Source organism: Sorangium sp. So ce363 (assembly GCF_051520435.1).
Lineage (GTDB): Bacteria > Myxococcota_A > Polyangia > Polyangiales > Polyangiaceae > Sorangium > Sorangium cellulosum_B.
Genome location: NZ_CP150333.1, coordinates 2,665,915 through 2,691,466, shown reverse-complemented (window position 1 = coordinate 2,691,466; position 25,552 = coordinate 2,665,915). Strand labels below are relative to the sequence as shown.

Sequence of the window (25,552 nt, the reverse complement as noted above, 5' to 3'; positions counted from 1 at the left end):
AGGGGCGCCGCGCCCGCCCCCTCAAGCGCGGTGGTTGACAGGCCGGCGGGGCTCGGGCGATCTCGCGCCGTGGATCTGACCAGAGCGGCACTCCTCGCCGGCGGCGCCGCCGTGGCCGGCGCCATCAACGCGGTGGCCGGGGGCGGCACGCTGGTGTCGTTCCCCGCGGCGATCGCGGCGGGGCTGCCCCCGCTCGCGGCGAACGCGACCAACGCCGTGGCGCTCACGCCGGCGTCGCTCGCGTCGGCGTGGGCGTATCGCCGCGAGCTCTCCCGGGACTACCGGGTCCTCGGCGTCCTGTTCCTGCCCTCGCTGCTCGGCGGCGTCGTGGGCTCGGCGCTCCTGCTCGTGACGCCGCAGCGGGTGTTCGACGCCGCGGTGCCGGGGCTCGTGCTCGTCGCGACGCTGCTCCTGCTCTGGCAGAACCTGCGCCCGGCGAAGCCCTCCGCGGCGCCATCACCCGCGGCGGATCCCGGCGCGGAGCGCTTCGCGCTGCCCTCCCGGCCGTGGCTCGTGTTCCTGCTCCAGTTCCTCGTGAGCGTCTACGGCGGCTACTTCGGCGCGGGCATCGGCATCATGATGCTGGCGCTGCTCTCCTCGTTCGCGGGCGACGTGGACATCCACCGGCTGAACGGGATCAAGACGGTGCTCGCGAGCCTGATCAACGGCGTGGCGGCGCTCGCGTTCCTGTTCGCGGGCGCGGTCGACGCGGTCGCCACGCCGATCATGATGGCGGCGGCGGTGGTCGGCTCGCTCGCCGGCGCCGTGGTCGCCCGCCGCGTCGAGCCCAGGAAGGTGCGGTGGTTCGTTGTCGCGCTCGGCCTCACGCTCACGGCCAAGCTCGCGTGGGACCGGTTCGGCGGCTAGCCCGGACGCTACGCGACCCGCGGCGCCTCGAGGCTCATCATGAAATGGGAGGCGGGCATCCTGAGGGTGTCGCCCACGAAGCGCTCTTCGATCCGGCCGAAGGACCGGTCGGCGAGCCGCCGGAACGCCTGCGGGGTGCGGATGTAGTCGCCGCGATCGTTCTTCGCGATGAGCCGCGCCAGCGAGGACTGGCCCTCCCAGAGGGCGGTGTCGAGCGTGATCACGCGGCCCGAGGGGCGGATCGAGCGCGCGACCAGGGAGAGCAGCGAGCTCGCCACCTCGTCGTCCACGTGGTGCAAGAGGCCCAGCATCAGGACCCGGTCGAAGGGGGCCAGCGCGCGCGCGTGCAGCTCGCCGAACGGCTCGTCGTAGAACCTGGCCCGATCCCCGTGGCGCGCGCGAGCCGCCGCGATGTGGCGGCGGTCGGTGTCGAACCCGTGGTAGTCGACCGGCGGCAGGCGATCGAAGTAGTACGCAGGGCCGCAGCCGATATCGAGCACGCGATCGCCGGGGCGCAGATCGAGCGCATCGAGGCACGCGCGCCGGGCCAGGTCGGCCCCGACGAGGCGCTGGGAGAGGACGTACAGCGCGGCATGGCCGCGATCGAGCAGGTGGGAGGAGAGCGCCATGGAAGGGCGGCGAGCCTAGCTCGCGCCCGGCGGCGAGGGTAGCCCCTGCGACCTCACGTCCTCGGCCGGATTTTCCGCGAACGCCTGGCTCAGCGGCGCCCCCTCCACCGCGAGCGCGATCGCGCCGAGCAGCACCGCGAGCCCGATCTGCAGCGAGTAGGTCGAGAAGACGAGCGCCGAGCCGGGGCCCATCACGACCGCCGGCGCGAAGTAGAGCGAGAGCGCCGCGTAGACCGCCATCTGGAACGTGCCGAAATACCCCGGCGCGTTCGGGAGGAGGACGCCGAGGTGGAGCACGCCGACGAGGACGGCCGCCCGCGCGAAGTCGATGGGCAGAAGGCCGCACCCGAAGGCCAGGATCTGCATCGCCCACACGTTCAGGAGGAAGTACCCCGCCGTCGCCAGGAGGAACGGGGCGGTGTACCGGAGCCGGGGCAGGAAGCCGAGGCCCGAGGCGACCCGCTCCACGGCGTCGGCCAGGCGGCCCGCGAGCTTCGTCGAGACGAGCCCGACCACGCGCTCGGTCGCGCGCCGCGCCCAGGCCCTGCGGAAATAGAAGACGCCGATCGCGAGGAACGCCGCGCCGAAGACGGCGAGCGCCAGGTAGGCGGCGCGCGGGACGGCGGCGGCGGGGACCGCGAGATCGCCGATCCGATCCGGGAGCGGCTCGCGGGGGCGCGCGAGCGCGAGCCCGGCGAGGAGCAGCGCGCTGAGGAACAGGCCGTCGATGATCCGCTCGGCGGCCACCGTACCCGCCGCCGCCCACGCCGACAGGCCGCGGCGGCGGATGAGCAGCGGGCGCACCGCCTCCCCGGTGCGGAACGGCATCAGCACGAGCGCGCCATAGCCGATGAAGGAGACGGCGACGACGCGCCGGAGCGGCACGGGCTCGATGGGCTCGAGCAACCACGTCCAGCGGTGGGATCGCAGGTAAAGCGCGCCGACGTAGAGCACCCCGTGCAGCGCCACGGCCCACCACGCCACGCCCGCGAACGCGGCCCTGTCCGGCACGACGGGCAGCCCCCCGGCGCGCAGCACCCACGCGCAGCCGAGCGCGACGACGAGCGACGCCGCGATCGCGAGGCGATGCCTCTGCAAGCTCCGGAACCGGAAGAGGCCTCGCAGCGACGCCCGCTTCGCCATGCTCATGCGGCCGCGTCTACCACGACCCCGCTGCCCGAGGTAGCGAAGCACGATGTGCCCACAGTTCGCGCCGTGTAAGTTTCGTCGTTCTGATCTATCCTCCGGCGCCCCATGGAACCCATGAAGGTCGTCCTGCTCGCCGGAGGCTTCGGAAGCCGGCTCGCCGAGCACACCGAGGCTCGTCCGAAGCCGATGATCGAGATCGGCCCGTATCCGATCCTCTGGCACATCATGCAGATCTACGCGGGCCACGGGTTCAACGATTTCGTCGTGGCCTGTGGCTACAAGGGCGAGGTCATCAAGGATTACTTCCACAACTTCTACGTTCGCAGCGCGGATTACGTGGTGAACCTGCGCGACGGCGCCCAGCGCTTCGTCCGCAGCGCCGCGCCCGACTGGACCGTGGCCCTCGTGGACACGGGGCTCCACACGATGACGGGCGGCCGGCTCCGGCGGCTCGACGGCTGGCTTGACGGCCCGCGCTTCATGTGCACCTACGGCGACGGCGTGGGCGACGTGGATATCCGCCGCCTTGTCGAGTTCCACAAGTCCCACGGCAAGCTCGCCACGGTCACGGCCGTCCGCCCGCCGGCGCGCTTCGGCGGGCTCTCGCTCGAGGGCAACCTCGTCCGCGAGTTCTCGGAGAAGCCCCAGTCCGGCGAGGGCTGGATCAACGGCGGGTTCTTCGTGTTCGAGCGGCGCGCGCTCGACTACATGACCGACGACACCACCGTGCTCGAGCGCGAGCCGCTCGAGCGGCTCGCCTCGGAGGGCCAGCTCGCGGCGTACCGGCACGACGGCTTCTGGCAGCCGATGGACACGCTGCGGGAGAAGCGGCTCCTCGAGTCGCTGTGGGAGTCGGGCAAGGCGCCCTGGAAGACCTGGGCATGACCGGCCGCGGCGGCTCGTTCTTCGCCGGGCGCGCGGTGCTCGTCACCGGGCACACGGGCTTCAAGGGCAGCTGGCTCTCGCGCTGGCTGACGCTCATGGGCGCGCGCGTGGTGGGCTTCTCGCTGCCGCCGGAGGGGCGGCCGAACCTGTTCGAGCTCGCGGGCATCGCGGGCGACGTCGCCTCCGTGACCGGCGACGTGCGGGATCTGCCGGCGCTGCTCTCCGTGGTCGAGGAGCACCGGCCGGAGATCGTGCTGCACCTCGCGGCCCAGCCGCTCGTCCGGCGCTCGTACCGCGAGCCCGCGGAGACGTTCGCGACCAACGTGATGGGGACGGTGAACGTGCTCGAGGCGTGCCGGCGCGTGGGCTCCGCGCGCGCCATCGTCGTCGTGACCTCGGACAAGTGTTACGAGAACCGCGAGTGGGTCTGGGGCTACCGTGAGGACGAGCCCATGGGCGGGCACGACCCGTACAGCAGCAGCAAGGGCTGCGCCGAGCTCGTCACGGCGGCCTACCGGCGCTCGTTCTTCTCCGGCAGCGGCGCGGCGGTGGCGTCCGCGCGGGCGGGGAACGTGATCGGCGGGGGCGACTTCTCCGAGGATCGGCTGGTGCCCGACATCGTGCGCGGCGTCGCCGCCGGGGAGCCGATCGTCATCCGCAACCCGCTCGCGACCCGGCCCTGGCAGCACGTGCTCGAGCCGCTCGGGGGCTACCTCCTGCTCGCGCGGCGGCTGTGCGAGGCGCCCGCGGCCCACGAGGGCGGGTGGAACTTCGGGCCGCGCGACGGCGACACGTGCGCGGTCGGCGGCGTCGCCGAGCGGCTCATCCGGCAGCTCGGGCGCGGCGAGCTCAGGCTCGTGCCGCCCGAGCACCGCTCCGGCCCGCACGAGGCGCAGCTGCTGCACCTCGACATCAGCAAGGCGCGCGCCCGGCTCGGCTGGACGCCGCGGCTCACGCTCGACGAGACCCTCGCGCTGACGGCGCGCTGGTACCGCGCGTACCTCGACGACCCCGCGTCGAGCCGCGCCGAGCTCGACGCGCAGATCCGCGCGTACGGGGTCGACCTCGCATGAGCGCCGGGCTCGGTGCGGTCCTCGTCACCGGCGCCACGGGGTTCATCGGCGCGGCGCTCGCGGCGCGGCTCGCGGCGACGGGCGCGCGGACGGCGTGCATCGTCCGCGCGGAGAGCCCCCGCCGGGCGCGGCTCGCGGGCATCGCCGGGGTGGAGATCACGCCCGTCGCGTCGTTCTCGACGCCGGAGCTCGCGCGGGCCGTCGCGGCGATCCGGCCCGAGGTGGTCTTTCACCTGGCCGCGTCCGGGGTGAACCCGAGCGAGCGGGATCCGGAGCTCGTGGTGGACGGGAACGTGGGGTTGACCACGCGCCTGCTCGCGGCGCTCGAGGCGCACCGGCCGGCGCGCTTCCTCCACGCGGGCTCGTGCTCCGAGTACGCTCCGGCCCCGGAGCCCGCGCGCCTCCGCGAGGACCACCCGCTCGATCCGGCGTGCGTCTACGGCGCGGCCAAGGCAGCCGCCTACCTCTGCGGCAAGGCCGTCGCGGCGCGGCTCCGGATCCCCTTCGTCGCGCTGCGGCTCTTCGGCGTCTACGGCCCGGGCGAGGGCCCCGCGCGCCTCATCCCTCACCTCATCGCGCGCTTCCGGGCGGGCGAGGCGCCGGCCCTGACGCCGGGCGCGCAGGCGCGCGACCTCACCTACGTCGACGACGTGGTCGAGGCGCTGATCGCCGCCGCGACGTCGAGAGGCCTCGAGTCCGGTGTGTACAACGTGTGCTCGAGCGCGCCAGTGCGCGTCCGCGAGGTGGCCGAGCGCGTCGCGCGCTCGGCGGGCTGGCCCGGCGGCGACCTGGGCCTCGGGCGCCTCCCCTACCGGGACGGCGAGCCCATGTGGATCGTCGGGGATCCATCCCGCTTCGCGGAGGCGACCGGGTGGCGGCCCCGGATCGCGCTCGACGAGGGGGTGCAGCGCATGCTCGAGGCCGCCGATGCAGAGAGGGTGCCGTGAGCGACGCGGGGAGCAGGCGCAGGCTGATCTCGATCGTCGTGCCGGTCTACAACGAGGAGCGCAACGTGGCCCCGTTGTACGAGGCGGTCACCGCGGTGATGCGCCGCATCGCGGATCGGTACGACCACGAGCTCGTCTTCACCGACAACCGCAGCACCGACGGAACCTTCGACGAGCTCGTGAAGCTGGCGGCGCGGGACGAGCGGGTCCGCGTCTTCCGCTTCTCTCGCAACTTCGGCTTCCAGCGCTCCATCTACACGGGATACATGAAGGCGCGCGGGGACGCGGCCGTGCAGATCGACTGCGACCTGCAGGACCCGCCGGAGCTCATCCTCGATTTCGTGAAGGAATGGGAGGCGGGCGCCCAGGTGGTTTACGGGATCCGCCGCAGCCGCAAGGAGGGCTATCGCATCACCCTGCTCCGGCGGGTGTTCTACCGCCTGATCGATTTCCTCAGCGAGGATCACCTGCCCCACGACGCGGGCGACTTCCGGCTGGTGGATCGCCGGGTGCTCGAGGTGCTGCGCCAGGTCGACGACACGAAGCCCTACCTGCGCGGGATGCTGGCCACGCTCGGGTTCAAGCAGACGGGCATCGCCTACGATCGGGCCGCGCGGGAGCGGGGCGAGAGCAAGTTCCGGATGAGGGATCTCGTCGGGCTGGCGCTCGACGGCATCCTGAGCCACTCGACCGTACCGCTCCGGGTCGCGACCTACACGGGGCTCGTCGTCTCGGCGCTGACGCTCCTCGCGATCGCGGGCTACGCCGTCGGCAGGGTCGTCTATGGCGCGGACTGGCCTGCTGGCTTCGCGACGACGACGCTGCTCATCCTGCTCTCGCTGAGCATCAACGCCCTGTTCCTGGGGATCATCGGCGAGTACGTGGGCCGCATCTACCAGCAGGTGCGCAGGCGCCCGCTCACGATCATCGACCAGAGCGTGGACCGGGCGCCGCCGCGCGAGGCGGGCGCAGCGCCCCAGGCCGAGATCCGCTATTCGCGGACGTCCAGCACGGTGAACCCGCTGTTGGAATAAGCAGTCTTGTACCTGCGCAGCTCCTTGTTCTGGCCGCGGCGCACGACGACGTAATCCACGCCGTAACGTTGCCGCAGGGCCTGGACGCGGGCCTCATCGAGGCTGCTATAGCCCTGGAGATCCCGGTGGCTGCGGATCTTGCGCCCGGTGACGTCCTCCAGCCGGCGGATCCACTCGAGCACCTCGCCTGGGACGATGGGGTTCGACTTCCAGTCGACGACGATCGGCCGCTGCCCGTGGTAACGCATCCTCTCGTTGTCCGGCGGCGTCAGGAAGATCGCGTCGACAGGGGTGCTGGCCTGCATCCAGGCGAACAGGGCCCGCTCGTCGGCGCGCAGGCCGGAGAGGACGCTGGAGCTCCGGCGGACCTCCTCGAGCCTCGGCACGAGGAAGGTGAGCAGGACGGCGACCGCGGCGGCGAGCCCCACGAGCGCGCCGCCGCGCTGCCAGAGCGCGCGGGCGCGCGCGAGGCCGGGCTCGGGCACGAAGCGCCGCGCGGACTCCGAGGCGAGCCAGGACAGCGCGGCAGCGGCCACGACCCCGGCGGCCAGCGCCGGGAGGCGCGCAGACTCCTCGACGCTGCCGTGCAGGGCGAGGGCCCCGAGGCCGCCGACGATCAGGGCCATCGCGGTGACGCCGTAGCGACGCCCGGCGGAGGGCTCGAGGATGACGCGCGCCGCCCCCGCGCACGCCAGCGCCGTGAGGAGCAGCTCCACGTGCGGGGTGATGCGCCACGGGAAGAGCTGCGTGACCGGGCGCAGCTGCACGAGCGCCGAGAGGCCGACGCCCGTCCAGATCACGAGGAGGAGCGCGAGGATCAGGGTGACCAGCCTCGCCGCGGGGCCCTTGCGGTTCCTGGTGAGCGGCACGGCCGCGCCCAGCCCGAGCAGGTGCCACGCGATGAAGCCGAGGAAATCGCGCTCGCGGCCGTGGATCATGAAATGGTGAGGGGCCCGGATGGTGGTGTAGATCTCCTGCGCGAGCCGCGCATCCTTCGCCCCGGCGGTGGCAAGGATCATCGGCGCGAAGAGCGCCAGCACCGCCAGCGGCGGCAGGAGCTGCCGCGAGGCGCGGCGCCAGAGCGCTTTCGGGTCGCGCACGCCGAGCCCGAGGTGCGCGAGCGCGTACGCGCCGAAGAAGAGGATCAGGTAGTTGGCGTGGAAGAGGCCGCTCACGGCGAGCGCGATGCCGGAGGCGAGCCACTGGCCCCGCACGAAGAACGGCACCGAGATGAAGAACGCCGCGGTGCCGAGCGATGAGGGCTGGAGGATATAATCGAACGCGAAGATGGCGCAGGCGCCCCGGGTGCGCGTGAGCGTGGCGCACGCGACGAGCAGGAGAAAGCCGGGCAGCGCGTGGCGGCGATCGACGAGGGCGCGCAGCAGGAAGTAGAGGGCTGCCGTGCCGGCGCCGATGACCACGGTCTGGGCGATGCCGACGGCCCACCCCTTCTCATTGAGCGCGAGGAGCCCGGCAGCCAGGTACTTGAACGTGGGGTGATAGTGCGTCGTGCTGGTCGCGAACCAGTCCCGCGCGAGGATGTCGGGGTGCACGAGCCGCAGCGACCCGAGCATGTACACGACCTGGTTGTTGATGCCGCAATTCCACCCGAACGAGGCCCCGAACAGCAGCGATACCACCGCCGCCAGCGTGACCTCAGCGCGATCCCTGATGCGTTCTAGCCCGGACATGGCGGCGCGAGACTAGCGCGCGGCCGAGCGCACCGCCAAGGGGCAGCTCGCTTGCGCTCGCGGCGTGTCCGCCGGCGTCTTCTCGGCCGCCTCAGCCTCCTGGGCCTCCCCAGCCTCGTCCGCCTCGTCAGATTACCGGCGGCGACGTAACGACGGCCCGGTCCGGCCTCGGGCCCACGAGCACCGCATAGCCGTTCGACGCGAAGCCTGCGTGCACGGCGAACCCGGCAGCGCCGCTGGCGATCGCATAGAGGATCCCGGCGGCGACGATGGCGCCGGCGATCTGGGCGAGGACGTACGGCAGGAGGTCCCGCGCGGGAAAGCGCCCGCCGGCGATCAGGCCGAGCGTCACCGTGGGGTTGAAGTGCGCGCCCGAGATGTGGCCCACCGCGTAGGCCATCGTCAGGACGGAGAGCCCGAACGCGAGCGCCACGCCGTGGAAGCCGATTCCCAGCCTGGGATACGCCGCGGAGAGCACGGCGCTCCCGCAGCCGCCGAGCACGAGCCAGAACGTTCCGAGAAACTCTGCGGCCGTACGCCTGGACAACGACATCTCCATCTCTTCATCGCCCCCTGCGGCAGGCCCCCTCGGCGCGGATCGGGGCGCGTCGGCGGCCGCGCCCGACCGTGGAGCCATCCCGACGGCTGGCGCGGGCCGCGCGGTCGACCGGCGGGCACCCCGCCGAGGCGACGCGCTCCACAGGCCCTTCGTCGATATTGGATGAGCCCCGGCCCACCGCGTTGCGGTCGGACCGCTTCGATATCGGCTCGCCTGGTCGAGCACGCCTCCCCGGCGGCGCCCGGACAAGCCGCGCTGCCGCGTTGTCCACGAATCACGAGGCTCCCGCCGGCGGCGCCTTCGGGAGCCTCGCGCTGCGGACCATCGCCGCAGCGACCTCGCGTGTTCGGGCCGTTTTACAGGCCGACGAGCTGCGGCGGGCAGCTGTACGCGTTGCCCATGTGGGTGACGTCGGTCTGCTGACCAGAGATGCTGCCTCGATCGCCGGAGATGGTGGTCCCGGCATTCGTGTTCTCCAGGACCACGTAGTTGCCGCCCAGGCCATGGGCCTTGTTCTTCATGTCGTTGACCGCGCCCTCCTGCAGGTTCGCATTGCTGGTGAACGCTCCAGACACGGAGCCGCCCTGCTCCCCGATCACCGTCCCCAGGAACCGGCACCCCTGCGGGGCCGACTGCTTGGTGACGATGACCCTCTCGGCGCCCGGGTTGAGCTCGACGGCGGCACACGCGGGCAGGGTCAGGCAACACAGGAGGAGAGCGAACGCAGCGTGGATCGATGTCTTCATGGCAAGCACCTTGTGTCGATTGCTACGTGTGCAGGCGAGCGCTTCTTCCTCTCTGAACCGCCGGGACGGCAGGAATCCGACAGGCCGCCTCCACGGTCGGCCTTGTGTCGATCTCCCGCGTGGCGTCGCGGGTCGAGCGCGCCTCACCGGTGCTCGATCCTCCGCAGCCGGTACGCCCGCGCGTCCCACAGCGAGAACGCCCGCTCGCCGCTCGCGAGGATGTCGAACCCGTGGCGGGCCGCCAGCCGCGCGACGTCGGCCGCGTCGCGCGCGGGGTCGCCGCGGTACGAGTAGCCCAGGACGACGAGCTCCCCGCCCGGCCGCAGCGCCCGGCGCGCCTCCGCGACGAGCCGATCCACGACGTCCGCGCCCGCGGCGACGGCGTACGGGAACGAGTCGACCGCGTAGACGAGATCGAAGCGGGCCGACGGCGCGTCGCCCAGATCGACGCCCGACGAGACCGCGAGCACGACGTTCGAGCGCCCCGCGCAGCGGCGCCGCGCGGCCTCGATCATGCGCGGCGAGACGTCGAGCCCCCACGCCTCGCGCACCCTCGGCGCGAGCGCCACCTCGAAGCGGCCGATCCCGCAGCCGATCTGCAGGATCGCGCGGTCCTCCCCGATCGCGCCCCACCGCTCGAGGAGCTCGACCACCTCCCGCGTCGCGCGCTCGAGGATCTCCGGATCGCCGAGCGAGTACGCGGCGACGCTCGCCTCCTCCGAGCGCTCGCAGAGCTCGTCGAACAGCCGCGCGGCGGAGCGACAGGCCCCCCGCGCGTCCGCGCCGGCGAGGCCCGCGTCCCGGTGCGCGCCCAGCATCGCCGCCACGGTCACGCACGCGGCGCGCCGCTCGTCCAGGCAGCGGCGCAGCGCCTCGAGGCGCGCCGCCCGCTCCCCCTCCCCCGCCGCCGGCCGCGCGGCGTCGATCGCGCGCGCGGCGGCCGCGAGGTCCCCCGTGGCGCCGAGCAGCCGCACCAGGCCGACCTCCGGCGACGCCTCGCCGGACATCACGGCCTGCACCGCGCCCTCACCGTCGCTCTGCCCGCCGTCCTGCCCGGGCCCGCGCGCGCCCCGGCGCCGCAGCCGCCGGCGGAACGTCCAGCGGTCGACGGCGCCCCAGTCATACTTGTACGGCTCGCGGCCGCGGAGGAAGTCCACGGTCCGCGCGCCCTCGCGCGCCGCGTGCTCGATCGCGCTGGCGAGCATCACGAGCCCCGGGCTGTACCACGCGAGCTCCGGATCGAAGCCGGTGATGTACGACGCGAGCCCGCCGCGCTCGGCGAGCCCGTAGAGCGACGCGATGATCCGCCCGTCGAGCCGCAGGCCGAAGAGCCGCAGCGCGCCCCGAGCGCACAGCGCGCGCGCGGCCTCGCGGTGGAACGGCCGGAGCGCCTCGTCGAGCACGCCCCCCTCGCCGCGCGAGCGCCAGCGCGCGTTGTGGTTCGCGAACAGCGCGTCGAGCAGCTCGTCCACGCTCGCCGCGTCGGCCACGTCGAGGCGCAGGTCCCCGGCCCGCGCGAGCCGCTTCCGCGCGCGGGCGACGCGCGCGCGCATCCCCGGCGGAAACAGCTCGTCCGGCGCGGCGCCCTCGGGGATCGTCACCGCCGGACACGCCTCGTGCTTCTCGACCTCGTCCGACCAGCCGGGGGGCGCCTCGGCAAGGAGCAGCGGCGACGACGCGCGCAGGTCGTGGAGATCGGCGACGTCCCACGCGTCGGCGCGCTCTTCGAGGCAAGCGATCGCCGCGTCCGCGACCGCGCGCTCGTACCCGGACGCGGCCAGGACATCGTTGTAATCGGTGATCCCGGCGCCGAGCAGCGCGACGACGCGCTCGTCGCCGATGCGGTGAACCGCGAGGGGCGCGAGGCCGACGAGCCCTTCGTCCGACCGGAAGACCAGGGCGAGCACCTCCTCGGGCCCGAGCGCGCGGCACCACGGGATCAGCCACTCCGGCCGCTGGAACGCCGTCGCCGCCGGGCAGCGCTGCCACAGCGCGCTCCACGGCTCCCGCAGCGCCTCGAGCTCCTCGCGGCAGCTCAGCACCTCTACGTCGAGTCGTTCGCTCACCTGCCCTCCGAGCGGCGGGCTCAGCGCTCCTCGGCGCTCGTCGGTCGTCGTCGAGCACGCGCGGGCGCTCACCCGGCTCCCCGCCCCTGCCGGCGCCGTATCCTCGCAGAGGCGCGCGGCCACGCAACCCGTGCGCGCTACCTCGGAGAGGGCTCTGGAGAGCTCGAGCCGGCCGGCCCGTCGCCTCTGGCCACCGGTTGCCGAGCTTGCCAGCCCCCCTCCGGGTCAGGCGTGGGGACGACGAGGACATCCGGCAGGCCCTGGCCTTCGCCGGAAGATCGACCTACCAAGCCCCTCCCGCGCGCGCCACGGCGAAGATCAGGTGACGTTGCAGCCGGATCCCCTCCAGCGCGCGGCGGCGCTCGAGCTCGGCCGCGAGCGCCGCCTTGACCCGCGCGGCTTCCGCCGCATCGAGGTTGGAGAGGAAGTTGCCGAACGAGCTGGCCAGGTAGAACGAGATCACGTCGTCCGTGTCCGCGAAATGGTCCGTGAAGGAGCGGATCTGGAGCCTCGGATCCTCGAAGCCGGCGAGCAGGAGGGTGCTCGCCAGCTCGTCGGAGGTCACCTTGTAGGTCGTGTTGCCGAGCGTCTCCGCGGTGCCGGTCAGGCCGAGAGACGACAGCACGCCCTCGATCACCTGCTCGAACTCGTGCGGGCGCTCCCTGGCAGCCGAGCTGATGCCGAGACGCCCTCCCCGCTTGAGCACCCGGCGCGCCTCGCGCAGCGGCCCGAGCTTCTCGGGCAGCCAGTGGAGCACGCTGTTCAGGAACACGACATCGAAGCTCCCGGCGGCGAACTGCGAGAGATCCTCGGCCTGCCCGACGCTGGCGCGGAAGTTCGGCCGGCGCTTCTCGTTCGCCAGCTCGACCCGGAGCGGCAGCGGATCGACGCCGGCCACCGCGCCGGAGGGGCCGACCCGATCGGCGACATACGCCCCGAGCCGTCCCGTCCCACACCCGACGTCGAGGACGCGCTCGCCCGGGGAAATCTGGAGATCTTCGATGAGCAGCTTCCCGTGGTTGAACTGCCGATCGCTGACGCGATCGTACGTCTCGGCCAGGAGAGCTGAATCGAGCGCAAAGCTGACCATCGTGGCTCCTTGTGAGAGGAGGTGGAGATCGGCGAAAGACGGCTCCGAATGGAAGGTCTCCTCCGAGCGCCACGTGTCTGTTATCGAGGACAATAGTCCGCCATAACGGACCGAGCAAGCGCGATCTCGACGGCTGCGCGCGATGGCGGCGATGCGCCCGAGACGCGCGGTCCAGGGAGTAGCGCGCCGGCCGTGACGCCGCGGGCGATAGCGGCGTTGCTGGCCAGGTTTCGCCGTCGCGGGCGGGCGTGGTAGCGTTCGCGCCAGCTCTCGAACAACGAGGAGTCGCTCATGAGCTGGATCGACCAGTACCGCGCCTTGGCTCGCTACAACCGGTGGATGAACGACAGGCTCTTTGCGCTGGTCGGCGAGCTCGACGACGTGGAGCGCAAGCGCGATCGCGGGGCCTTCTTCCGGTCGATCCACGGCACGTTGAACCATATCCTGCTCGCCGACCGCATCTGGATGGGGCGCTTCACCGGCGACGCGGAGCGGTTCACCTCCCGCGATCCGAGCGGGAGGGCCATCGAGTTCACCGCGCTCTCGCAGGAGCTCTACGCGGACTTCGGCGATCTCTCCCGCGAGCGCGCCAGGACGGACGCGGACATCCTCGCCTGGGTGCACGAGATCGATGAGCGGGCGCTCGCGTGCGACCTTACGTACACGCGGAGCGGGACGGTCTACACCTCTCCGCTCTGGTGGTCCGTGGGGCACCTCTTCAATCATCAGACCCATCACCGCGGTCAGGTGACCACCCTGCTCACGCAGATGGGAATCGACCCTGGCGCGACCGATCTGATCGCGATGCTGCGGGACGAGAGCCGCGGGCGATGACGCGCGCGTCACCCCGCGGCGCGCGCGGCTGTCCGGTGGTCCGATAGCACCTGGGCCAGGCGGGCAATGCCAACCCGGTATCACCGGGCGGCGCGCCGCCGGCCGTCCTGCCGCGCCTGGCTCGCCGCCCTGACCTCGACGAGCGGATTGCGCGCCTCCGCGGCGCGCAGCCGCTCGAAGCGCTCGATCCTCCCGCGGTTGCCGCTCTGCCGCAGCGTCCGCGCGAGCACCACGCTCTTGGCGAGCCGGATGAACCGCAAGCGGTGGGCCGAGTCCACGTCCTCGACGTCTCTCCTGCCCGCCCGGGGCCCGAACTCGCGATCGTAGGCGGCCCGGAGCCGGTGCTCTCCGTGGAGGCCCAGCGCGTCCGAGAGCCCCTCGAGCGCCGCCCGCTCCGCCGGGGTCGACCACGAGAGGACCCTGGAATAGGGCGTCGCCATGGTCTCGTGATCGGGCTTGTTGACGAAGCGGCGCAGGAACACATCGGACGTCGCGACCGGCACATCGCCCGTCTCCTGGTGGAGGAGGGCGTACGCGAACGCCTCGTTCATCCCCACGAGCTGGTTCCGGTCGTAATCGGCGCCGTCGACGCGTTTCCCGAGGCGATCGACGCCCGAGAGGGCGGCAAAAAAGAAGCTGCTGAAATCGGTGTAATCGGCCTCGTCGATCTCGGGCGTGCAGCCCGACGCGGGGCGGTCCCGGGTCGCCGCGAAGAAGCCGACGATGTCGCGCTCGACCAGCTCGCCGTCGGGCCTGCCGCCCTCGAAGAGGAGGTTCGCGAACGAGCCGGAGTAGCACTGGGCCATGACGAGGACGACGGGAGTGCCGGCGGGCAGCTCCTTCATGCGGGCAGCGAGGTCGCGCACGGACAGCGCTCCGCCGCCCCAGAGGTCAAATACGTTGTTGTCGAGGTCGTGCCCTGGATCCGGGCTCCCATGGCCGGCGAAATACAGCAGCAACGGGTCGGCGGGGCGCGCGTGGACGAACCTGCGCCAGACCGCGTCGAACCCGGGGCGGGTGGTCGCCCCGTCGATGCGCGGCAGCCTGGGCGCGCGGTAGCGCGTCTGGTCGCCGTCGAGGAACTGCACGCTGCGCGTGCCCCGGCGCCCGTCGGCGAAGAGGACGCGCCGCTCCGCCCTGGCCGGGAGCAGCGACTGGAAGTACCGGATGTGGCCTTCGATGGCCACCTGGTTCATGGGCGGCCTCGGGCCGCCGCCCACGACGAGCGCGCGCCAGGCCGCGGGCTCGGGGGAAGCCGCGGAAGGCAGGGCCGGCGGGGCGGGCGAAGCCGGGGGCGCCCGCGGGGCGGCCGGCGCAGGCAAGAGGGCCTGCGGGGCGGCCGGCGAAGGGCGCGGCGGGCGCCCCGGCGAGGGGGCTGGCGCACGGCGCGGCGGGCCCACTGGCGAGGCCGCCGGCGCGGGGCGCGGCGGGTGGGCCTGCGGGGCGGCCGGCGCGGGGCGCGGCGGGCGCGCGCCCGCCGTCGCGGCGGTCGCCGTGGCGACGACGATCACAGCGACCCGGAGGAGCAGATGGTGCGCGGCGGTCACGTCCTCGGCCTCGGCAGCGCGCGCATCGCGGCGCTCGATTCTAGGTAGCACGACCGGCTCCCCCGCGTCGACACGCGCTCTCTCGATCTCTCGGCCGCCCAACCGGGTTGGCCCGGCGCACGTGGGTACCATCGAGCGCGAGCTACAATGGGGACGCCTGGTTCCGTGGCGAGCGCCACCGGGATGCCCTCACTGCCTACGCGTGTGCCTCCGTGAGGGCGCCGCGCGTCGCGTGTCGGTCTGTTTCTGTCAGCCAGGCAGTCTGTCTGTCAGCATTCAAGCACGCAGTCTGTCGGCCTGTCTGCTTCAAATTCAAGCGGATCCAGGGGAACGCGATCTCCGACGAGGACCTGCGCCAGCCGGCAGCATTTCGCCGCAGGCGGGGCAAATTGCATCGCCGAGCCCATCGTCGACCACAGCAGAGCTCCCCTGCTTTCACCATGGTCTCCGCCAGGTGACCGCGACGCGTCGCATGCACGACAGCACGGTTCGGCAGCGCGACGGGCTCCGCGGCGCGCCGCGCTCGGTCCAGGGAGCCGCCGTATGGCCGAGGTCGGCCATCGCGTGCCCGGATCTTCTCATCGGCCTCTGGCATGCAGATTGCCGTTCCCCGCGCCATCGATGCACGAGCACAGGAGGGAAGACCATGTCGGCCAGCTCATCGAAGACGACCATCGTTCATGACGAGATCCGCCAGTGGGCCGAATCGCGCGGAGGCCGCCCGGCGACGGTGAAGAGCACCGAGGAGGGCGGCGAGCCTGGCATCCTCCGCATCGATTTCCCCGGGTACAGCGGGGAAGACACGCTGGAGGAGATCTCGTGGGAGGACTTCTTCGACAAGTTCGAGGAGTCGAACCTCGCCTTCGTGTACCAGGAGAAGACAGCGGACGGGCAGCCGAGCAACTTCTCCAAGCTGGTGAGCCGCCCGGACGACATGGTCCAGAAGGGCAAGCCGACGTCGCGCGCGGCGAAGGGCGGCACGGAGAAGGCGAGCAGCGCCAGGGGCGCGAAAGAGGAGCGCGAGAAGGAAGAGCTCGACGTCGAGGTGGAGGTCCAGCTCGATCTCGACGAGGAGCCCGGCGGCGCCGAGCAGCGTCCTCGCGGGAAGCAGGCCCGCCCGAGAGGCGCCGAAGGCGACCATGCGTCTCACATGACCATCGACCATGACGAGATCCGCGCGTGGGTCGAGGCGCGCGGCGGCCATCCGGCGACGGTGGCGCGGACCGAGAGCGAGGGGGAGCCCGGTGTCCTCCGGATCGACTTCCCGGGGTACAGCGGGGAAGACACCCTGGAGGAGATCTCGTGGGACGATTTCTTCGACAAGTTCGAATCGTCCAACCTGGCCTTCGTGTACCAGGAGGCCAAGGCCAGCGGCGAGCCGAGCTACTTCTCGAAGCTGGTGAGCCGCCCGGACGACGTCGGCGGCAAGAAGGCGAAGCAGGGCAAGCAGAAGTCGAGAAAGGCGGCCTGAGCCTGGAAGCCAGAGTCCGGGAGGGAGACCGGCAGAGACCGGCAGGCGGCAGGAAGAGCGATGCCGGGGCTCAGCGCCGGCGCGCGGGCGGCGTCGGGGCGGCGTCGGGCGCGCTCGACGCGCCTGACGCGCCTGACGCGCCCAACGCATGGTTTCTCTGCCACGCCGCGGCGTGCGCGAGCAGCGCGTCCCGGAGCTCCGCGGCCGCGCCCTGGAGCTCGCCGCCGCGGCGGCGGACGAGATAGAAGACCTTGCGTGGCAGCTCGGGCAGCGGGCGCGCGACGAGGCCGCGGGGGAGACGGCAGCAGGCGTTGACCACCGCGATGCCGACCCCGAGCTGGACGAAGTGGAGCATCAGCTCCCAGCCGTTCGCCTCGACCGCCGGCTCCCAGCGGACACCCGCCGAGAGCAGCGCCTGCGCGAGCAGGGCCCGGTGGGGCCGCGACGGGCCGGGCACGACGAGCCGCGCCCCCTCGAGGTCGCGCAGCCGGATGTGGCGCTTCCGGGCGAGCGGGTGGCCGTCAGGGACGACCAGGACCTGCGCCACCTCGGTGAGGCGATCGGCGGCGAGCCCGTCCGGCGCCCCCTCGAGCGGCGCGACGCCGAGGTGCGCCTCGCCCGCCGCGACGGCCTCGAGCGTGCCCTCGCGGTCGCGCGTGAGCAGCCGGAGCGGGGCGGCGCCGCGCGCGGAGAAGGCGCGGATCCCCTCGCCGAGCAGGTAGAGGTACGAGCCCTCCCCGGCGCAGAGCACCACCGGCTCCCGGCTCTCGCCGTGGCGGAGCACGTCGAGGAACGAGCGCGTCCGCTCGCCGACCTCGCGCCCGAACGCGGCGACGCGCTTGCCGTCGGCCGTGAGCTCCAGCCGCTGCCCGCGCCGCTGGTAGAGCGTGACGCCGAGCGCCTCGCCCAGCTTGCCGATCTGGGCGTGGAGCGCAGGCTGCGAGACGTGGAGCGCCCGCGCCGCGCGCGTGAAGTTGAGGTGCTCGGTGAAGACCACGAAGGCGCCGAGCCAGTCGAGGTTGAGCATGGCGGCAAGCTATCGCGAAACGCGATAGCGACTCCAGAAATACTTCTTCCGGATGATAACCGGGCGTCTATTCTTTCCTCTTGCCGATTCCCTTCACGGTTCGGTCCCGGTCCCTGCACCGTCCAGGGACCTTCCGGAGGCCTCTGCGTGCCCGCGCGAATCGCGGGCTGCGGCTCCGGTTCACGAGACGGGAATGGAGCTTGACGATGGGCCGCGATCGCTTGACCGACACGAGCAAGAAGCTCTCCTGGCTGCTCCGCCACGCGGCGCCCTCGCAGGGCGTCGCCATGGACGACGCCGGCTGGGTGGCCGTGGACGACGTCCTCAAGGCGCTCCGGATCTCCCGGCCGGTGCTCGACGAGGTGGTGGAGAAGAACACGAAGAACCGCCTCGAGCTCCGCGGCGACCGGGTGCGCGCCTCGCAAGGGCACTCGCGCGACGGGATGCCGGTGACGCTCGCGGGCCTCGAGGCGTCGTGGGAGGAGGTCCACGGCGACGCGTCGATCTGGCACGGCACCAGCGTGGACGCCGTGAGGGGCATCGCGCGCGACGGGATCCGGCCGGTGGCGCGCACGCACGTCCACTGCACCGACGCGCTGGGCAGCGCCGTGGGCAAGCGCGCGAAGGTCGACGTGATGCTCGAGATCAGCCCGGCGAGGCTCCGGGCGCGCGGCGTACGCGTGTTCCGCAGCCAGAACGGGGTGATCCTGGTGCGGGAGGTGCCGGTCGAGTGCCTCGTGGGGCTGATGCCCATCGTGGCGCGGGCGCAGCGGGAGGCCGAGGCGCTGCGGGCGATGCTCTTCGGCGACGGGTCGCGCGGGGCGGCGTGATGGCCTTGTCCCGCGGGTCAGAAATCCCGCCAGTTCTTCTTCTACGGCCTCGGGCACGTGCGCATGGGCCGCCTCGAGTTCTCCACTGAACGATCCACAGGATCATCCTCCTCAGCTGCGGCTACGGCGTCGCCATCGGCGAATGGAGATCCGCCCGCACGGCGACCCGGGTCCTCGTCCTCGACCGCATCGCGTTCCTGCTGGGCGCCGTCGGGCTTATCAGCTACGGCAACTGCGTCGCGGCCCTGCCGGCCGCGCACTGACATCGTCCCGCCATGCCGCGCATCGACAGCCACCAGCACCTCGTCTACCGCGACCGCTTTCCGTACAAGTGGACCGCCAGCTTACCGGCGCTCGCGACGGCGCCCTTCACCCTCGCCGAGTACCGCGCGGCCGCTGCGAGCTGCGACATCACCGGGACGGTGTTCATGGAGGTCGACGTGCCCGAAGGGCATGCCGGGGACGAGGCGAAGTTCTTCTGCGCCCTCTCCGAGGACCCCTACAGCGGCATCCGCGGCGTCGTCGCGTCGGGCCGGCCGGAGAACGCAGACTTCCCCGCGCACCTCGAAGCGATCCGTCATCCGAAGCTGAAAGGCATCCGCCGCATCCTGTATGTTGCGCCCGACGCCACCTCCCAAGGCGCGCTCTTCCGGCGCCACGTCGCCGCGCTCGGCGCGGCCGGATTGACCTTCGACATCTGCGTGCGGGCCCGCCAGCTGCCGCTGGCGGCGGCACTGGCCGACGCGGCGCCGGCAACCCAGCTCATCCTCGACCACTGCGGCATGCCGGACATCGCGAGTGGCGGGCTCGACCCGTGGCGGGCGGACCTTCGCGAGCTGGCCCGCCGCCCGAACGTCGCCTGCAAGATCTCCGGCCTCGTCACCTACGCCAAGCCGGGCGCGGTCACCGCCGACGCGCTGCGGCCCTATGTCGAGCACGCCGTCGCCTGCTTCGGTTGGGACCGGATTGTCTGGGGCGGTGACTGGCCCGTGTGCAACCTCACGTCCTCGCTCGGCGACTGGGTGCGGCTCCTCGACGAGCTCCTCGTAGCCGAGCCCGCGGGGAACCGCGCCAAGCTCTTCCACGACAACGCCTGCCGTCTCTACCGCCTTTGACCATGGAACGCCTCTCCGCCCACTACCCGATCGAGACCGCCCTGCCGGACGGCCGGGAACAGTAGCGATTTTCGTAGCTTCCGCCTGTTTCGCCGCCGAGGACGGCTCCGGTGTGGTCCAACGGCGCGCCCTCAGCCGCCGCGTCGCCCGCGGTGAAGGGCCCGCGGAATCACCGGTCCCACCCTACAGCCACGCCGCACGCGCTGGTTAACATAGAACACCTCATGCGACCAGGCAGGCCTTACACGCCTGAAACGCCTGCGGTTTCCGCGACGTAGCACCAAGCGGAAGGCGTCCTGCCGTATAGCTGTACCCTGCTGAGCGTCAACCGGGCGGCGGTTCGACGCGAGCGGCGAGGGAGGTCGCCATCACTCCCAGCCGGACACGCCGTTCGTGTCGCGCAGGATGTCGAGTTCTCGCAGACGTTCGGCGAGTCGCCGATGAAAGATGTCTTTGTCTGCCCACACCGTGGTGAGTGGCCCGCCGGCATAGGGCACAGCGATCTCTTCTATGAGGATGTTGTCGCGTTGATAGCGTGCACCGACGCTGTCGGAGGCTGCTCACCCCTCCGGTGCCACCGGCAGCCCGAGCAGCCGACCGATCGCCTCGTGAACGACCCGCGCCGCCTCCTCATCCCCGAGGGCGACGGCGCGGCTCAGGGTGCTGGCGAGCGAGGCGACCACCGCAGCCCGACGCGACGGCTCCTCGGTCACGGCGAGCTCCCCAGGCCCGGTCCAACCCGACGTTTGCGGGACTGCGCCGCGACCTCGCCGCCGCTGCTGCTCAGGCGCAGTCCCGCAAACGCCCTTTCGTTGGGCCCGCGTTGGGCCCATGCTTCCCGAGGGGGTGCGATCCGTCGTCACGCTCTGCCAAAATCCCGGGGCAGGCGACGGATCGCGACGGTTCGCTCCCGCGGAATCGTCCCGCCAGAACAACCGGTCGATGACGAGCGGTCGCCGGAAATAGTAGCGGTTTTCATGGTTTCCGCCTGTTTCGCCGCCGAGGGCGGCTCCGGTGTGGCCCAACGGGGCGCCTTTCGCCGTCGCGTCGCCCGCGGTTAAGGGCCCGCGGCATCCCCGATCGGGGTCGGCGCCTGGCCTGGCGGCGCAGCGCCGAGGGATTCTCCTTCGCTCGCCGCCCTGTTGCCGCGCCCTTCGATGCGCTGCCGCCTGCTTCGGGATCGTGCCTGCGTCCCCGTCACTTCCATGGTGGTTTCTTGCCCAATTCCGTTCATTGAGGTGCTGAGGTTTCTCTCTGCCACCCAAGTAGACGGACCCGCTCCTCTCGGATCTCCTCGCCGGCGACTTCCACCTGAGCGAAGGGTCGCCCGCGCTGACGGCCGGTTGCCCGGGCGAGGACGGCGCCCGGCGCGTCCACGCGAGGGCCCACGCTCTTCATCGCCGGCGCTCACTCGCCTGGGAAGAGCTCCTCGGCCGTCATGTACTTCGCCCCGAGCGATCGCGCGAACTCCCGGTCGCTTTCCATATCACCGACCATGACCAGGTGCTCGCGCGCGAGCTTATGGCGCTGGATCAGCGATATCCCGAGCCCCGGCAGGGGCTTGCGACAGAAGCAGCCGACCGGAAACGCCGGGTGCGGGCAGTACACGACCTCGGCCACGGGCAGGCCGAGGAGCTCGATCGTCCGCGAGAACGCGGCCAGGACAGCCTCTTCGGTCACCGATCCTTTCGAGATGCCGCTCTGGTTTGACACGAAGAAGAGCGTGTATCCGTCGTTGACCCAGCGCTCCAGGGCCGCGCGCCGACCGGGCAGGAGCTCGACGTCGTCAGGGTCGCGCGGGTAGATTTCGCCGCTCTTTGTCGTTCGCAGCGTACCGTCTACGTCGAGGAGCAGGCCCTTGCCCGTGAAGAGCGGATCAACGCGCCGGGCAAACGGGATCTCCTCGACCACCGAGAAGCCCTCATCCACGTGCGGCGCCTCAAAATTCGCAGCCCACCGCGAGAGCGCCTGCGGCGGCGGCAGGTTGGGATCCTCTTTGCCGAGCGCTTTCATGTCCTCCGGCCCGAGCAGCTTGCCGTAGCGCTCGAGGACGCGGAGGGCGACGTTCGCGTAGGCCTCGTTGATGGGTGTGGCCAGGTACCGGCACCGGACCGGTACGCGGTGCGCGTGCGCCATCCGGAGCACCGCATAGCGCGACGCGCGCGTGCCGTACGTATTGTCGAGGACCACCCGCGTTTGCTTCGAGGAGAGCAGCTCTCCGAGCTTCTTGACCACGCCGTCGAGCGTGCCGCCGAGCTCATCGCGGTTCAGGCGCGCGTACCCTTTGGCCGTGTAGCGGGCGACCTCCGACGATTTGCCTGCCCCTTGAATTCCCATGACCACGACCACCTCGGGCGCATCGCCGGGGTCTTCTCCGGGCTCGAGCTTGCGCAGGCCGGCGGGGATCACGGGGGGCGCGACCGAGGCCAGCACATCGGCCGTGGGCGCAAAGCTGGTCTTCGAGAGGTCGGCTCGATCGCGCGCGCCAAAGGGGACCCGGAGCGCGCGCAAACAGGACTCGACGCTCTCCCGCTTGGTCGCCCCGAACAGGGGGAGGACTGGGGGGCCGAGATCGAGCAGGACCGCGAGGGCCGCCTCCTGGGACGTGATGGTGTGCCGCGCGGCGATGGGCTTGATCGCGCGGTTCTTGAGGAGGCTATCGACCTTGGCGTGACCGCCGAGCGGCCGGTGGGCGAGGAACGGGATGCCCATTTGCTTGGCGAGCTCGAAGAGGCCTCGGGCTGCGCTGCCGCGATCGAGAACGCTCAGCTCCTCCTGGATGGCCCGCACCGGAAAGTGCCGCAGGGCCTGGTGGACCTCTGCGATGGATGTGTTGCTGAGGCCGAGGTGCTCGATGAGGCCCTCGTTCTGGAGCTCGGCGAGAGCGGCGAGGCTGTCTTCGAGGGGGGTCTTGGGGTCGGTCACGTGGAGGAGGAGCATGAAAATCCGCGAAACGCCGAGCGCCTTTAGGCTGCCCTCGACCGTGCGGCGCAGGTGGTCGCGGCTGCCGTTCGGGACCCATCGCCCTTTGGGTCGGGTGAGGCCCGCCTTGGTGATGACGCGCACGTCGTCGCGCGGGCCGGACCACGCGTCGAGCGCCTTGCGGACGAGGCGCTCTCCATAGTGGGCCTCGCGGTCGGTGAGGCAGTAAGAATCGGCGGTGTCGAGGAGGCGTATGCCTTGATCGAGGGCAACGTGGATGACGGCGGTCGCGTCCTCTTCCGAGGGGCGCCCCTCGGTGGCCAGCCGGAGCAGGCCGAGGCCGAGGGGAACGTCGAGGGGGCCTAGGACACCGTAGGGCGAGGGGGCGGGAGTCACGGAGACGATGACGTAGCCAGGTCCGCGGCTCGATGCAAGCGCTGAAGCCGAACAACTGGGGCAGATCGTTGGCGTCCGCCAACATCGCGCTGGTCCCGAGCCGCCGAGAGCGTGTTTGAGGCTCCCCGGCTCGGCGAGAGGCCCTGGCGGATTGAAAAGTCGGCCTTCTCGCGTCATGTCCACCGGCAGGGTGATACTGACGGGGCTGAGGCCGACATGCCGACCCTCCACGCCTTCATCCCGACCGCATCCTGGCTGAACATGCTTGCCGAACTGGCGACCGCTCACGAGGCGACCCTGGTCTTCCAGCGCTTCGATGCACCGGGGCGTCCCGCGGCGCTGACCGCCGTGGATCCGGCTGCGAGCCTCGCCGAGCTGTACGCCCAGGGAGGCTACGAGCTCGTCTACGTCGCCCTCTCGGGACCGCCACGGAGCGCGCAGGACTGGGGCTTCTTGGACCGTGAGGCGGAGGGCTTGATCGAGCTGCAGGGCGGCCGCCAACGCGGTCGCGATCTGGAGCAGGTGGTGATCCGAACGTTGGCGAAGAGGACCAGGACCACGAAGCTGTTCAAGCAGCTCCAGGAGAAGATCCGGAAGGCTTGCCGCCAGGGCGTGCTGCTCAACGGTCGCCCGACTCCCCGGATCTTCTACGCGTCGGAGATCGAGCCGCTGGAGCTCGGGCTCTGGGTCGATCTCGACACGCAAACCATCCGAGCGACCCTGGGAGGGTGAGCGAGCGGGCGGACGAACGACCCACGACATGACGGAGCCTTGTCCGGTGTCTCCCCGCCTCACCCCGCCCCCGCCGCCCTCTCGGGCCACCTCGCCTCGAAGCGCGCGCCCCCTCCCGGCGCGCGCTCGTAGCGCAGCGCGCCCCCGTGCCGCTCCAGCCAGCGCGCCCCGTCCGTCCTCCGCCTCCGCTCCCATGGTCGAGAGGCGTCGCGTCGCCCTGCTTCTTCGAATCAGAACAACGTCGTCGAAGATGATGGCAGGTGCTGGTCCTTCGTCGTTCCCCGCGCAACGAAGGGCTCGCGATCGCGGGCGAGGTACTGTAAAGAACGAGGAGCGGAGATGAAGAAAGCAAAGGCGCCGGAACTGTCGCTCCAGGAGCAAGTGCAGTGGGTCCTCGAGTGGCTGAAGGCTCACAGCACGAAAGCCACGCTGGACGGCATGTCGCGCTACGCCATCCCGTCGGACAAGGCGTTTGGCGTCGCGATGAAGGACATGAAGGCGCTAGGCAAGAAGCTCGGGCACAACCACGAGCTTGCTTTGGCGCTCTGGGAGACCGGCTGGTACGAGGCGCGGATGTTGACGTCGTTCGTAGCGGACCCCTCCGCGCTCACCGCCGCGCAGATGGATCGGTGGTGTAAGGAGTTCGACAACTGGGCCTACTGCGACACCCTGAGCTTCAACCTCTTCGATCGCACGCCGCACGCGTGGGCGAAGGTCGAGCAGTGGAGCCGTAAAAAGGGGGAGTTCGAGAAGCGAGCGGCGTTCGCGCTGCTTTGGAGTCTTGCTCTCCACGACAAGCGCGCGAAGGACCAGCAGTTCGTCGACGCACTCGGGCTCATCGAGCGTGCAGCCGACGATGACAGGAACTTCGTCAAGAAGGCCGTGAGCATGGCTCTTCGAGCGATCGGAAAGCGCAATGCTTCGCTCAAAGGCGCCGCCGTCGCCGTCGCCGCTCGTCTCGCCCAATCACCGCAGCCTTCAGCGCGATGGATCGGAAAGGACGCATCGCGCGAGCTTGCAGCGGCGCTGCCCAAGGCTTCGAGGCGCGCGGCGCTCCGCTAGGCCGTTAGGACGAGCTCTGCTCGGCGAGCCGGCGAGGCCTTGCCCGGCGGGCAGTCCTCCGCGGCTCGTCCGCGAGCGGCGATATCGCGCGGGTGAAGGCTACCACCACGCGGGTGTCGAGACGCGCGAACTTCCCGCTGCCCTGGACGAAGCGGTGCTCGAAAACCAGGGTTTCGCGGTTGGCTGCGAACCACAGCAGTTCTTGGCGCCTCCCCGCAGCTGGAACGTCCGCGCAACACTGTCGATGTAGGGAGGGACGGATCACCCGACAGGTTGATACCGGCTTGTTGACCCGACGCCCGACGAAGGTTAGCAAGGCGTTCGATGAGTTTCGCCGACGGTTCGCCGCTCGCTTTCATCCTGGCCGCAGTGATCGCCGCGGTCGCCCTGCTCGCCGTGGGGCTCTATCTCGCTCACTCGCGGCTGGGCGCCGGCAAGCCCGACATCGCCAGCGCGACGCTCCACGGCGCGGGCCCCTTCACGCTGACCGTCGCGGCGCCGCCCGCGGGCCCGGTGGACCTCTTCATCCGCTACGCCGTGGCCTTCCCCTTCTTCAAGCCTTCGGGAGGGCCGACGAGCCGCACTTTCGGTCTGATCGTCGAGCTCGTCGCGGACGGTCAGGTCCTGACATTCGGCCACGGGGGGACGCACCCAGCGGGTCTCCTCGAGTTCGAGGGACTGGCCCACTACATGACCTCGTTCCGACCGGGAAACCCCGGCGAGCCCACGCGCTACACCGCCTCCGTGCTGGTGAAGTCTTTCTCGAGCTGTCCACGCACGCTTTCGGGCGTCGTGCGCACTGCCGAGGGCACCACGCTGGCGACCGCAACACTCACGCTGAGGTGAGCGCGGCCCTCAGGGCGCCATCAAGCTCTGCAGG

General features: G+C 71.4%; 23 protein-coding genes and 1 pseudogene. 12 read left to right on the top strand and 12 right to left on the bottom strand.

Going from position 1 to position 25,552, the window contains the following annotated elements; genetic code table 11:
* Positions 1–69 precede the first annotated feature (69 nt).
* On the top strand, positions 70–867 hold the full coding sequence (locus tag WMF12_RS10420) for a sulfite exporter TauE/SafE family protein (protein ID WP_437870463.1): 798 nt from the start codon (positions 70–72) through the stop codon (positions 865–867).
* 8 nt (positions 868–875) lie between these two features.
* Here WMF12_RS10420 and WMF12_RS10415 read toward each other — a convergent pair whose 3' ends face one another.
* Both WMF12_RS10415 and WMF12_RS10410 read right to left on the bottom strand, forming a co-directional pair.
* Positions 876–1,496, bottom strand: coding sequence for an SAM-dependent methyltransferase (locus WMF12_RS10415; protein ID WP_437870462.1), 621 nt, complete (start codon positions 1,494–1,496; stop codon positions 876–878).
* A 15-nt stretch (positions 1,497–1,511) separates the two neighbouring features.
* Complete coding sequence (locus WMF12_RS10410; RefSeq protein WP_437769142.1) at positions 1,512–2,645, bottom strand: lysylphosphatidylglycerol synthase domain-containing protein; 1,134 nt, start codon at positions 2,643–2,645, stop codon at positions 1,512–1,514.
* Positions 2,646–2,759: 114 nt separating this feature from the next.
* On the opposite strand from WMF12_RS10410, the gene rfbF reads away from it, so the two are divergent.
* Genes rfbF through WMF12_RS10390 form a run of 4 tightly spaced genes read left to right on the top strand, consistent with a single transcriptional unit; the run spans position 2,760 to position 6,584 of the window.
* The gene (gene rfbF, locus WMF12_RS10405; RefSeq protein WP_437873846.1) at positions 2,760–3,530 is read left to right on the top strand and encodes a glucose-1-phosphate cytidylyltransferase; all 771 of its coding nucleotides are present in this window, start codon (positions 2,760–2,762) and stop codon (positions 3,528–3,530) included.
* A complete protein-coding gene (rfbG, locus tag WMF12_RS10400; RefSeq protein WP_437870461.1) occupies positions 3,527–4,603 on the top strand; it encodes a CDP-glucose 4,6-dehydratase in 1,077 nt (358 codons plus the stop codon). Before rfbF ends, rfbG begins: the two co-directional genes overlap by 4 nt.
* Positions 4,600–5,550, top strand: a complete 951-nt coding sequence (locus WMF12_RS10395; RefSeq protein WP_437870460.1) for an NAD-dependent epimerase/dehydratase family protein — start codon at positions 4,600–4,602, stop codon at positions 5,548–5,550. The genes rfbG and WMF12_RS10395 overlap by 4 nt, the downstream gene beginning before the upstream one ends.
* Positions 5,547–6,584, top strand: coding sequence for a glycosyltransferase family 2 protein (locus WMF12_RS10390; protein ID WP_437870459.1), 1,038 nt, complete (start codon positions 5,547–5,549; stop codon positions 6,582–6,584). Before WMF12_RS10395 ends, WMF12_RS10390 begins: the two co-directional genes overlap by 4 nt.
* On the opposite strand, the gene WMF12_RS10385 is transcribed toward WMF12_RS10390, so the two are convergent.
* From WMF12_RS10385 to WMF12_RS10365, 5 genes and pseudogenes are all read right to left on the bottom strand, one after another.
* Positions 6,542–8,275, bottom strand: a complete 1,734-nt coding sequence (locus WMF12_RS10385; RefSeq protein WP_437870458.1) for a DUF6798 domain-containing protein — start codon at positions 8,273–8,275, stop codon at positions 6,542–6,544. The two genes, WMF12_RS10390 and WMF12_RS10385, sit on opposite strands and share 43 nt — an antisense overlap.
* Positions 8,276–8,462: 187 nt before the next feature.
* Positions 8,463–8,822 (bottom strand): annotated as a pseudogene (locus WMF12_RS10380) (aquaporin); the annotation flags it as partial.
* Between the two features lie 368 nt (positions 8,823–9,190).
* Positions 9,191–9,580 carry a DUF4156 domain-containing protein gene (locus tag WMF12_RS10375; protein ID WP_437870457.1) on the bottom strand — a complete coding sequence of 130 codons (390 nt, stop codon included), beginning with the start codon at positions 9,578–9,580 and terminating at the stop codon, positions 9,191–9,193.
* A gap of 143 nt (positions 9,581–9,723) precedes the next feature.
* Positions 9,724–11,646, bottom strand: a complete 1,923-nt coding sequence (locus tag WMF12_RS10370; protein WP_437870456.1) for a GNAT family N-acetyltransferase — start codon at positions 11,644–11,646, stop codon at positions 9,724–9,726.
* 283 nt (positions 11,647–11,929) lie between these two features.
* Complete coding sequence (locus tag WMF12_RS10365) at positions 11,930–12,736, bottom strand: class I SAM-dependent methyltransferase (protein ID WP_437870455.1); 807 nt, start codon at positions 12,734–12,736, stop codon at positions 11,930–11,932.
* 291 nt (positions 12,737–13,027) lie between these two features.
* Between WMF12_RS10365 and WMF12_RS10360 the strand changes: the two genes are divergently transcribed.
* Complete coding sequence (locus WMF12_RS10360; protein ID WP_437870454.1) at positions 13,028–13,570, top strand: DinB family protein; 543 nt, start codon at positions 13,028–13,030, stop codon at positions 13,568–13,570.
* Positions 13,571–13,650: 80 nt separating this feature from the next.
* Here WMF12_RS10360 and WMF12_RS10355 read toward each other — a convergent pair whose 3' ends face one another.
* A complete protein-coding gene (locus WMF12_RS10355) occupies positions 13,651–15,168 on the bottom strand; it encodes a hypothetical protein (protein WP_437870453.1) in 1,518 nt (505 codons plus the stop codon).
* 595 nt (positions 15,169–15,763) lie between these two features.
* Here WMF12_RS10355 and WMF12_RS10350 point away from each other — a divergent pair.
* Positions 15,764–16,588, top strand: coding sequence for a hypothetical protein (locus WMF12_RS10350; RefSeq protein WP_437870452.1), 825 nt, complete (start codon positions 15,764–15,766; stop codon positions 16,586–16,588).
* A 70-nt stretch (positions 16,589–16,658) separates the two neighbouring features.
* Here the strand turns inward: WMF12_RS10350 and WMF12_RS10345 are convergent, their stop codons facing one another.
* On the bottom strand, positions 16,659–17,615 hold the full coding sequence (locus WMF12_RS10345; RefSeq protein ID WP_437870451.1) for a LysR family transcriptional regulator: 957 nt from the start codon (positions 17,613–17,615) through the stop codon (positions 16,659–16,661).
* Between the two features lie 206 nt (positions 17,616–17,821).
* Between WMF12_RS10345 and WMF12_RS10340 the strand changes: the two genes are divergently transcribed.
* Positions 17,822–18,445: an RNA 2'-phosphotransferase gene (locus tag WMF12_RS10340; protein ID WP_437870450.1), complete on the top strand. Its 624-nt coding sequence runs from the start codon at positions 17,822–17,824 to the stop codon at positions 18,443–18,445.
* A 275-nt stretch (positions 18,446–18,720) separates the two neighbouring features.
* On the top strand, positions 18,721–19,560 hold the full coding sequence (locus WMF12_RS10335; protein WP_437870449.1) for an amidohydrolase family protein: 840 nt from the start codon (positions 18,721–18,723) through the stop codon (positions 19,558–19,560).
* A 368-nt stretch (positions 19,561–19,928) separates the two neighbouring features.
* On the opposite strand, the gene WMF12_RS10330 is transcribed toward WMF12_RS10335, so the two are convergent.
* The 3 genes from WMF12_RS10330 to WMF12_RS10320 form a co-directional block, all read right to left on the bottom strand.
* Positions 19,929–20,057, bottom strand: a complete 129-nt coding sequence (locus WMF12_RS10330; RefSeq protein WP_437870448.1) for a hypothetical protein — start codon at positions 20,055–20,057, stop codon at positions 19,929–19,931.
* Between the two features lie 63 nt (positions 20,058–20,120).
* Entirely contained in the window at positions 20,121–20,273 is a 153-nt protein-coding gene (locus WMF12_RS10325; RefSeq protein ID WP_437873987.1) for a hypothetical protein, read from the bottom strand.
* A 694-nt stretch (positions 20,274–20,967) separates the two neighbouring features.
* Positions 20,968–23,166: an aldo/keto reductase gene (locus WMF12_RS10320; RefSeq protein WP_437870447.1), complete on the bottom strand. Its 2,199-nt coding sequence runs from the start codon at positions 23,164–23,166 to the stop codon at positions 20,968–20,970.
* Between WMF12_RS10320 and WMF12_RS10315 the strand changes: the two genes are divergently transcribed.
* The 3 genes from WMF12_RS10315 to WMF12_RS10305 all read left to right on the top strand — a co-directional run bounded on the left by WMF12_RS10315 (position 23,140) and on the right by WMF12_RS10305 (position 25,518).
* Positions 23,140–23,610, top strand: coding sequence for a hypothetical protein (locus tag WMF12_RS10315; RefSeq protein ID WP_437870446.1), 471 nt, complete (start codon positions 23,140–23,142; stop codon positions 23,608–23,610). The genes WMF12_RS10320 and WMF12_RS10315 overlap by 27 nt on opposite strands.
* A gap of 339 nt (positions 23,611–23,949) precedes the next feature.
* A complete protein-coding gene (locus tag WMF12_RS10310; RefSeq protein ID WP_437746558.1) occupies positions 23,950–24,672 on the top strand; it encodes a DNA alkylation repair protein in 723 nt (240 codons plus the stop codon).
* A gap of 324 nt (positions 24,673–24,996) precedes the next feature.
* Entirely contained in the window at positions 24,997–25,518 is a 522-nt protein-coding gene (locus tag WMF12_RS10305; RefSeq protein ID WP_437870445.1) for a hypothetical protein, read from the top strand.
* Positions 25,519–25,552 lie beyond the last annotated feature (34 nt).

What these genes read in the sequence shown, in the direction of transcription:
- WMF12_RS10415 (WP_437870462.1), bottom strand. Translation starts at nt 1,496, where the DNA reads ATGGCGCTCTCCTCCCACCTGCTCGATCGCGGCCATGCCGCGCTGTAC.
- WMF12_RS10345 (WP_437870451.1), bottom strand. Translation starts at nt 17,615, where the DNA reads ATGCTCAACCTCGACTGGCTCGGCGCCTTCGTGGTCTTCACCGAGCAC.
- WMF12_RS10310 (WP_437746558.1), top strand. Translation starts at nt 23,950, where the DNA reads ATGAAGAAAGCAAAGGCGCCGGAACTGTCGCTCCAGGAGCAAGTGCAG.
- WMF12_RS10360 (WP_437870454.1), top strand. Translation starts at nt 13,028, where the DNA reads ATGAGCTGGATCGACCAGTACCGCGCCTTGGCTCGCTACAACCGGTGG.
- WMF12_RS10350 (WP_437870452.1), top strand. Translation starts at nt 15,764, where the DNA reads ATGTCGGCCAGCTCATCGAAGACGACCATCGTTCATGACGAGATCCGC.
- WMF12_RS10335 (WP_437870449.1), top strand. Translation starts at nt 18,721, where the DNA reads ATGCCGCGCATCGACAGCCACCAGCACCTCGTCTACCGCGACCGCTTT.
- rfbF (WP_437873846.1), top strand. Translation starts at nt 2,760, where the DNA reads ATGAAGGTCGTCCTGCTCGCCGGAGGCTTCGGAAGCCGGCTCGCCGAG.
- WMF12_RS10315 (WP_437870446.1), top strand. Translation starts at nt 23,140, where the DNA reads ATGCTTGCCGAACTGGCGACCGCTCACGAGGCGACCCTGGTCTTCCAG.
- rfbG (WP_437870461.1), top strand. Translation starts at nt 3,527, where the DNA reads ATGACCGGCCGCGGCGGCTCGTTCTTCGCCGGGCGCGCGGTGCTCGTC.
- WMF12_RS10340 (WP_437870450.1), top strand. Translation starts at nt 17,822, where the DNA reads ATGGGCCGCGATCGCTTGACCGACACGAGCAAGAAGCTCTCCTGGCTG.
- WMF12_RS10375 (WP_437870457.1), bottom strand. Translation starts at nt 9,580, where the DNA reads ATGAAGACATCGATCCACGCTGCGTTCGCTCTCCTCCTGTGTTGCCTG.
- WMF12_RS10365 (WP_437870455.1), bottom strand. Translation starts at nt 12,736, where the DNA reads ATGGTCAGCTTTGCGCTCGATTCAGCTCTCCTGGCCGAGACGTACGAT.
- WMF12_RS10385 (WP_437870458.1), bottom strand. Translation starts at nt 8,275, where the DNA reads ATGTCCGGGCTAGAACGCATCAGGGATCGCGCTGAGGTCACGCTGGCG.
- WMF12_RS10395 (WP_437870460.1), top strand. Translation starts at nt 4,600, where the DNA reads ATGAGCGCCGGGCTCGGTGCGGTCCTCGTCACCGGCGCCACGGGGTTC.
- WMF12_RS10305 (WP_437870445.1), top strand. Translation starts at nt 24,997, where the DNA reads ATGAGTTTCGCCGACGGTTCGCCGCTCGCTTTCATCCTGGCCGCAGTG.
- WMF12_RS10410 (WP_437769142.1), bottom strand. Translation starts at nt 2,645, where the DNA reads ATGAGCATGGCGAAGCGGGCGTCGCTGCGAGGCCTCTTCCGGTTCCGG.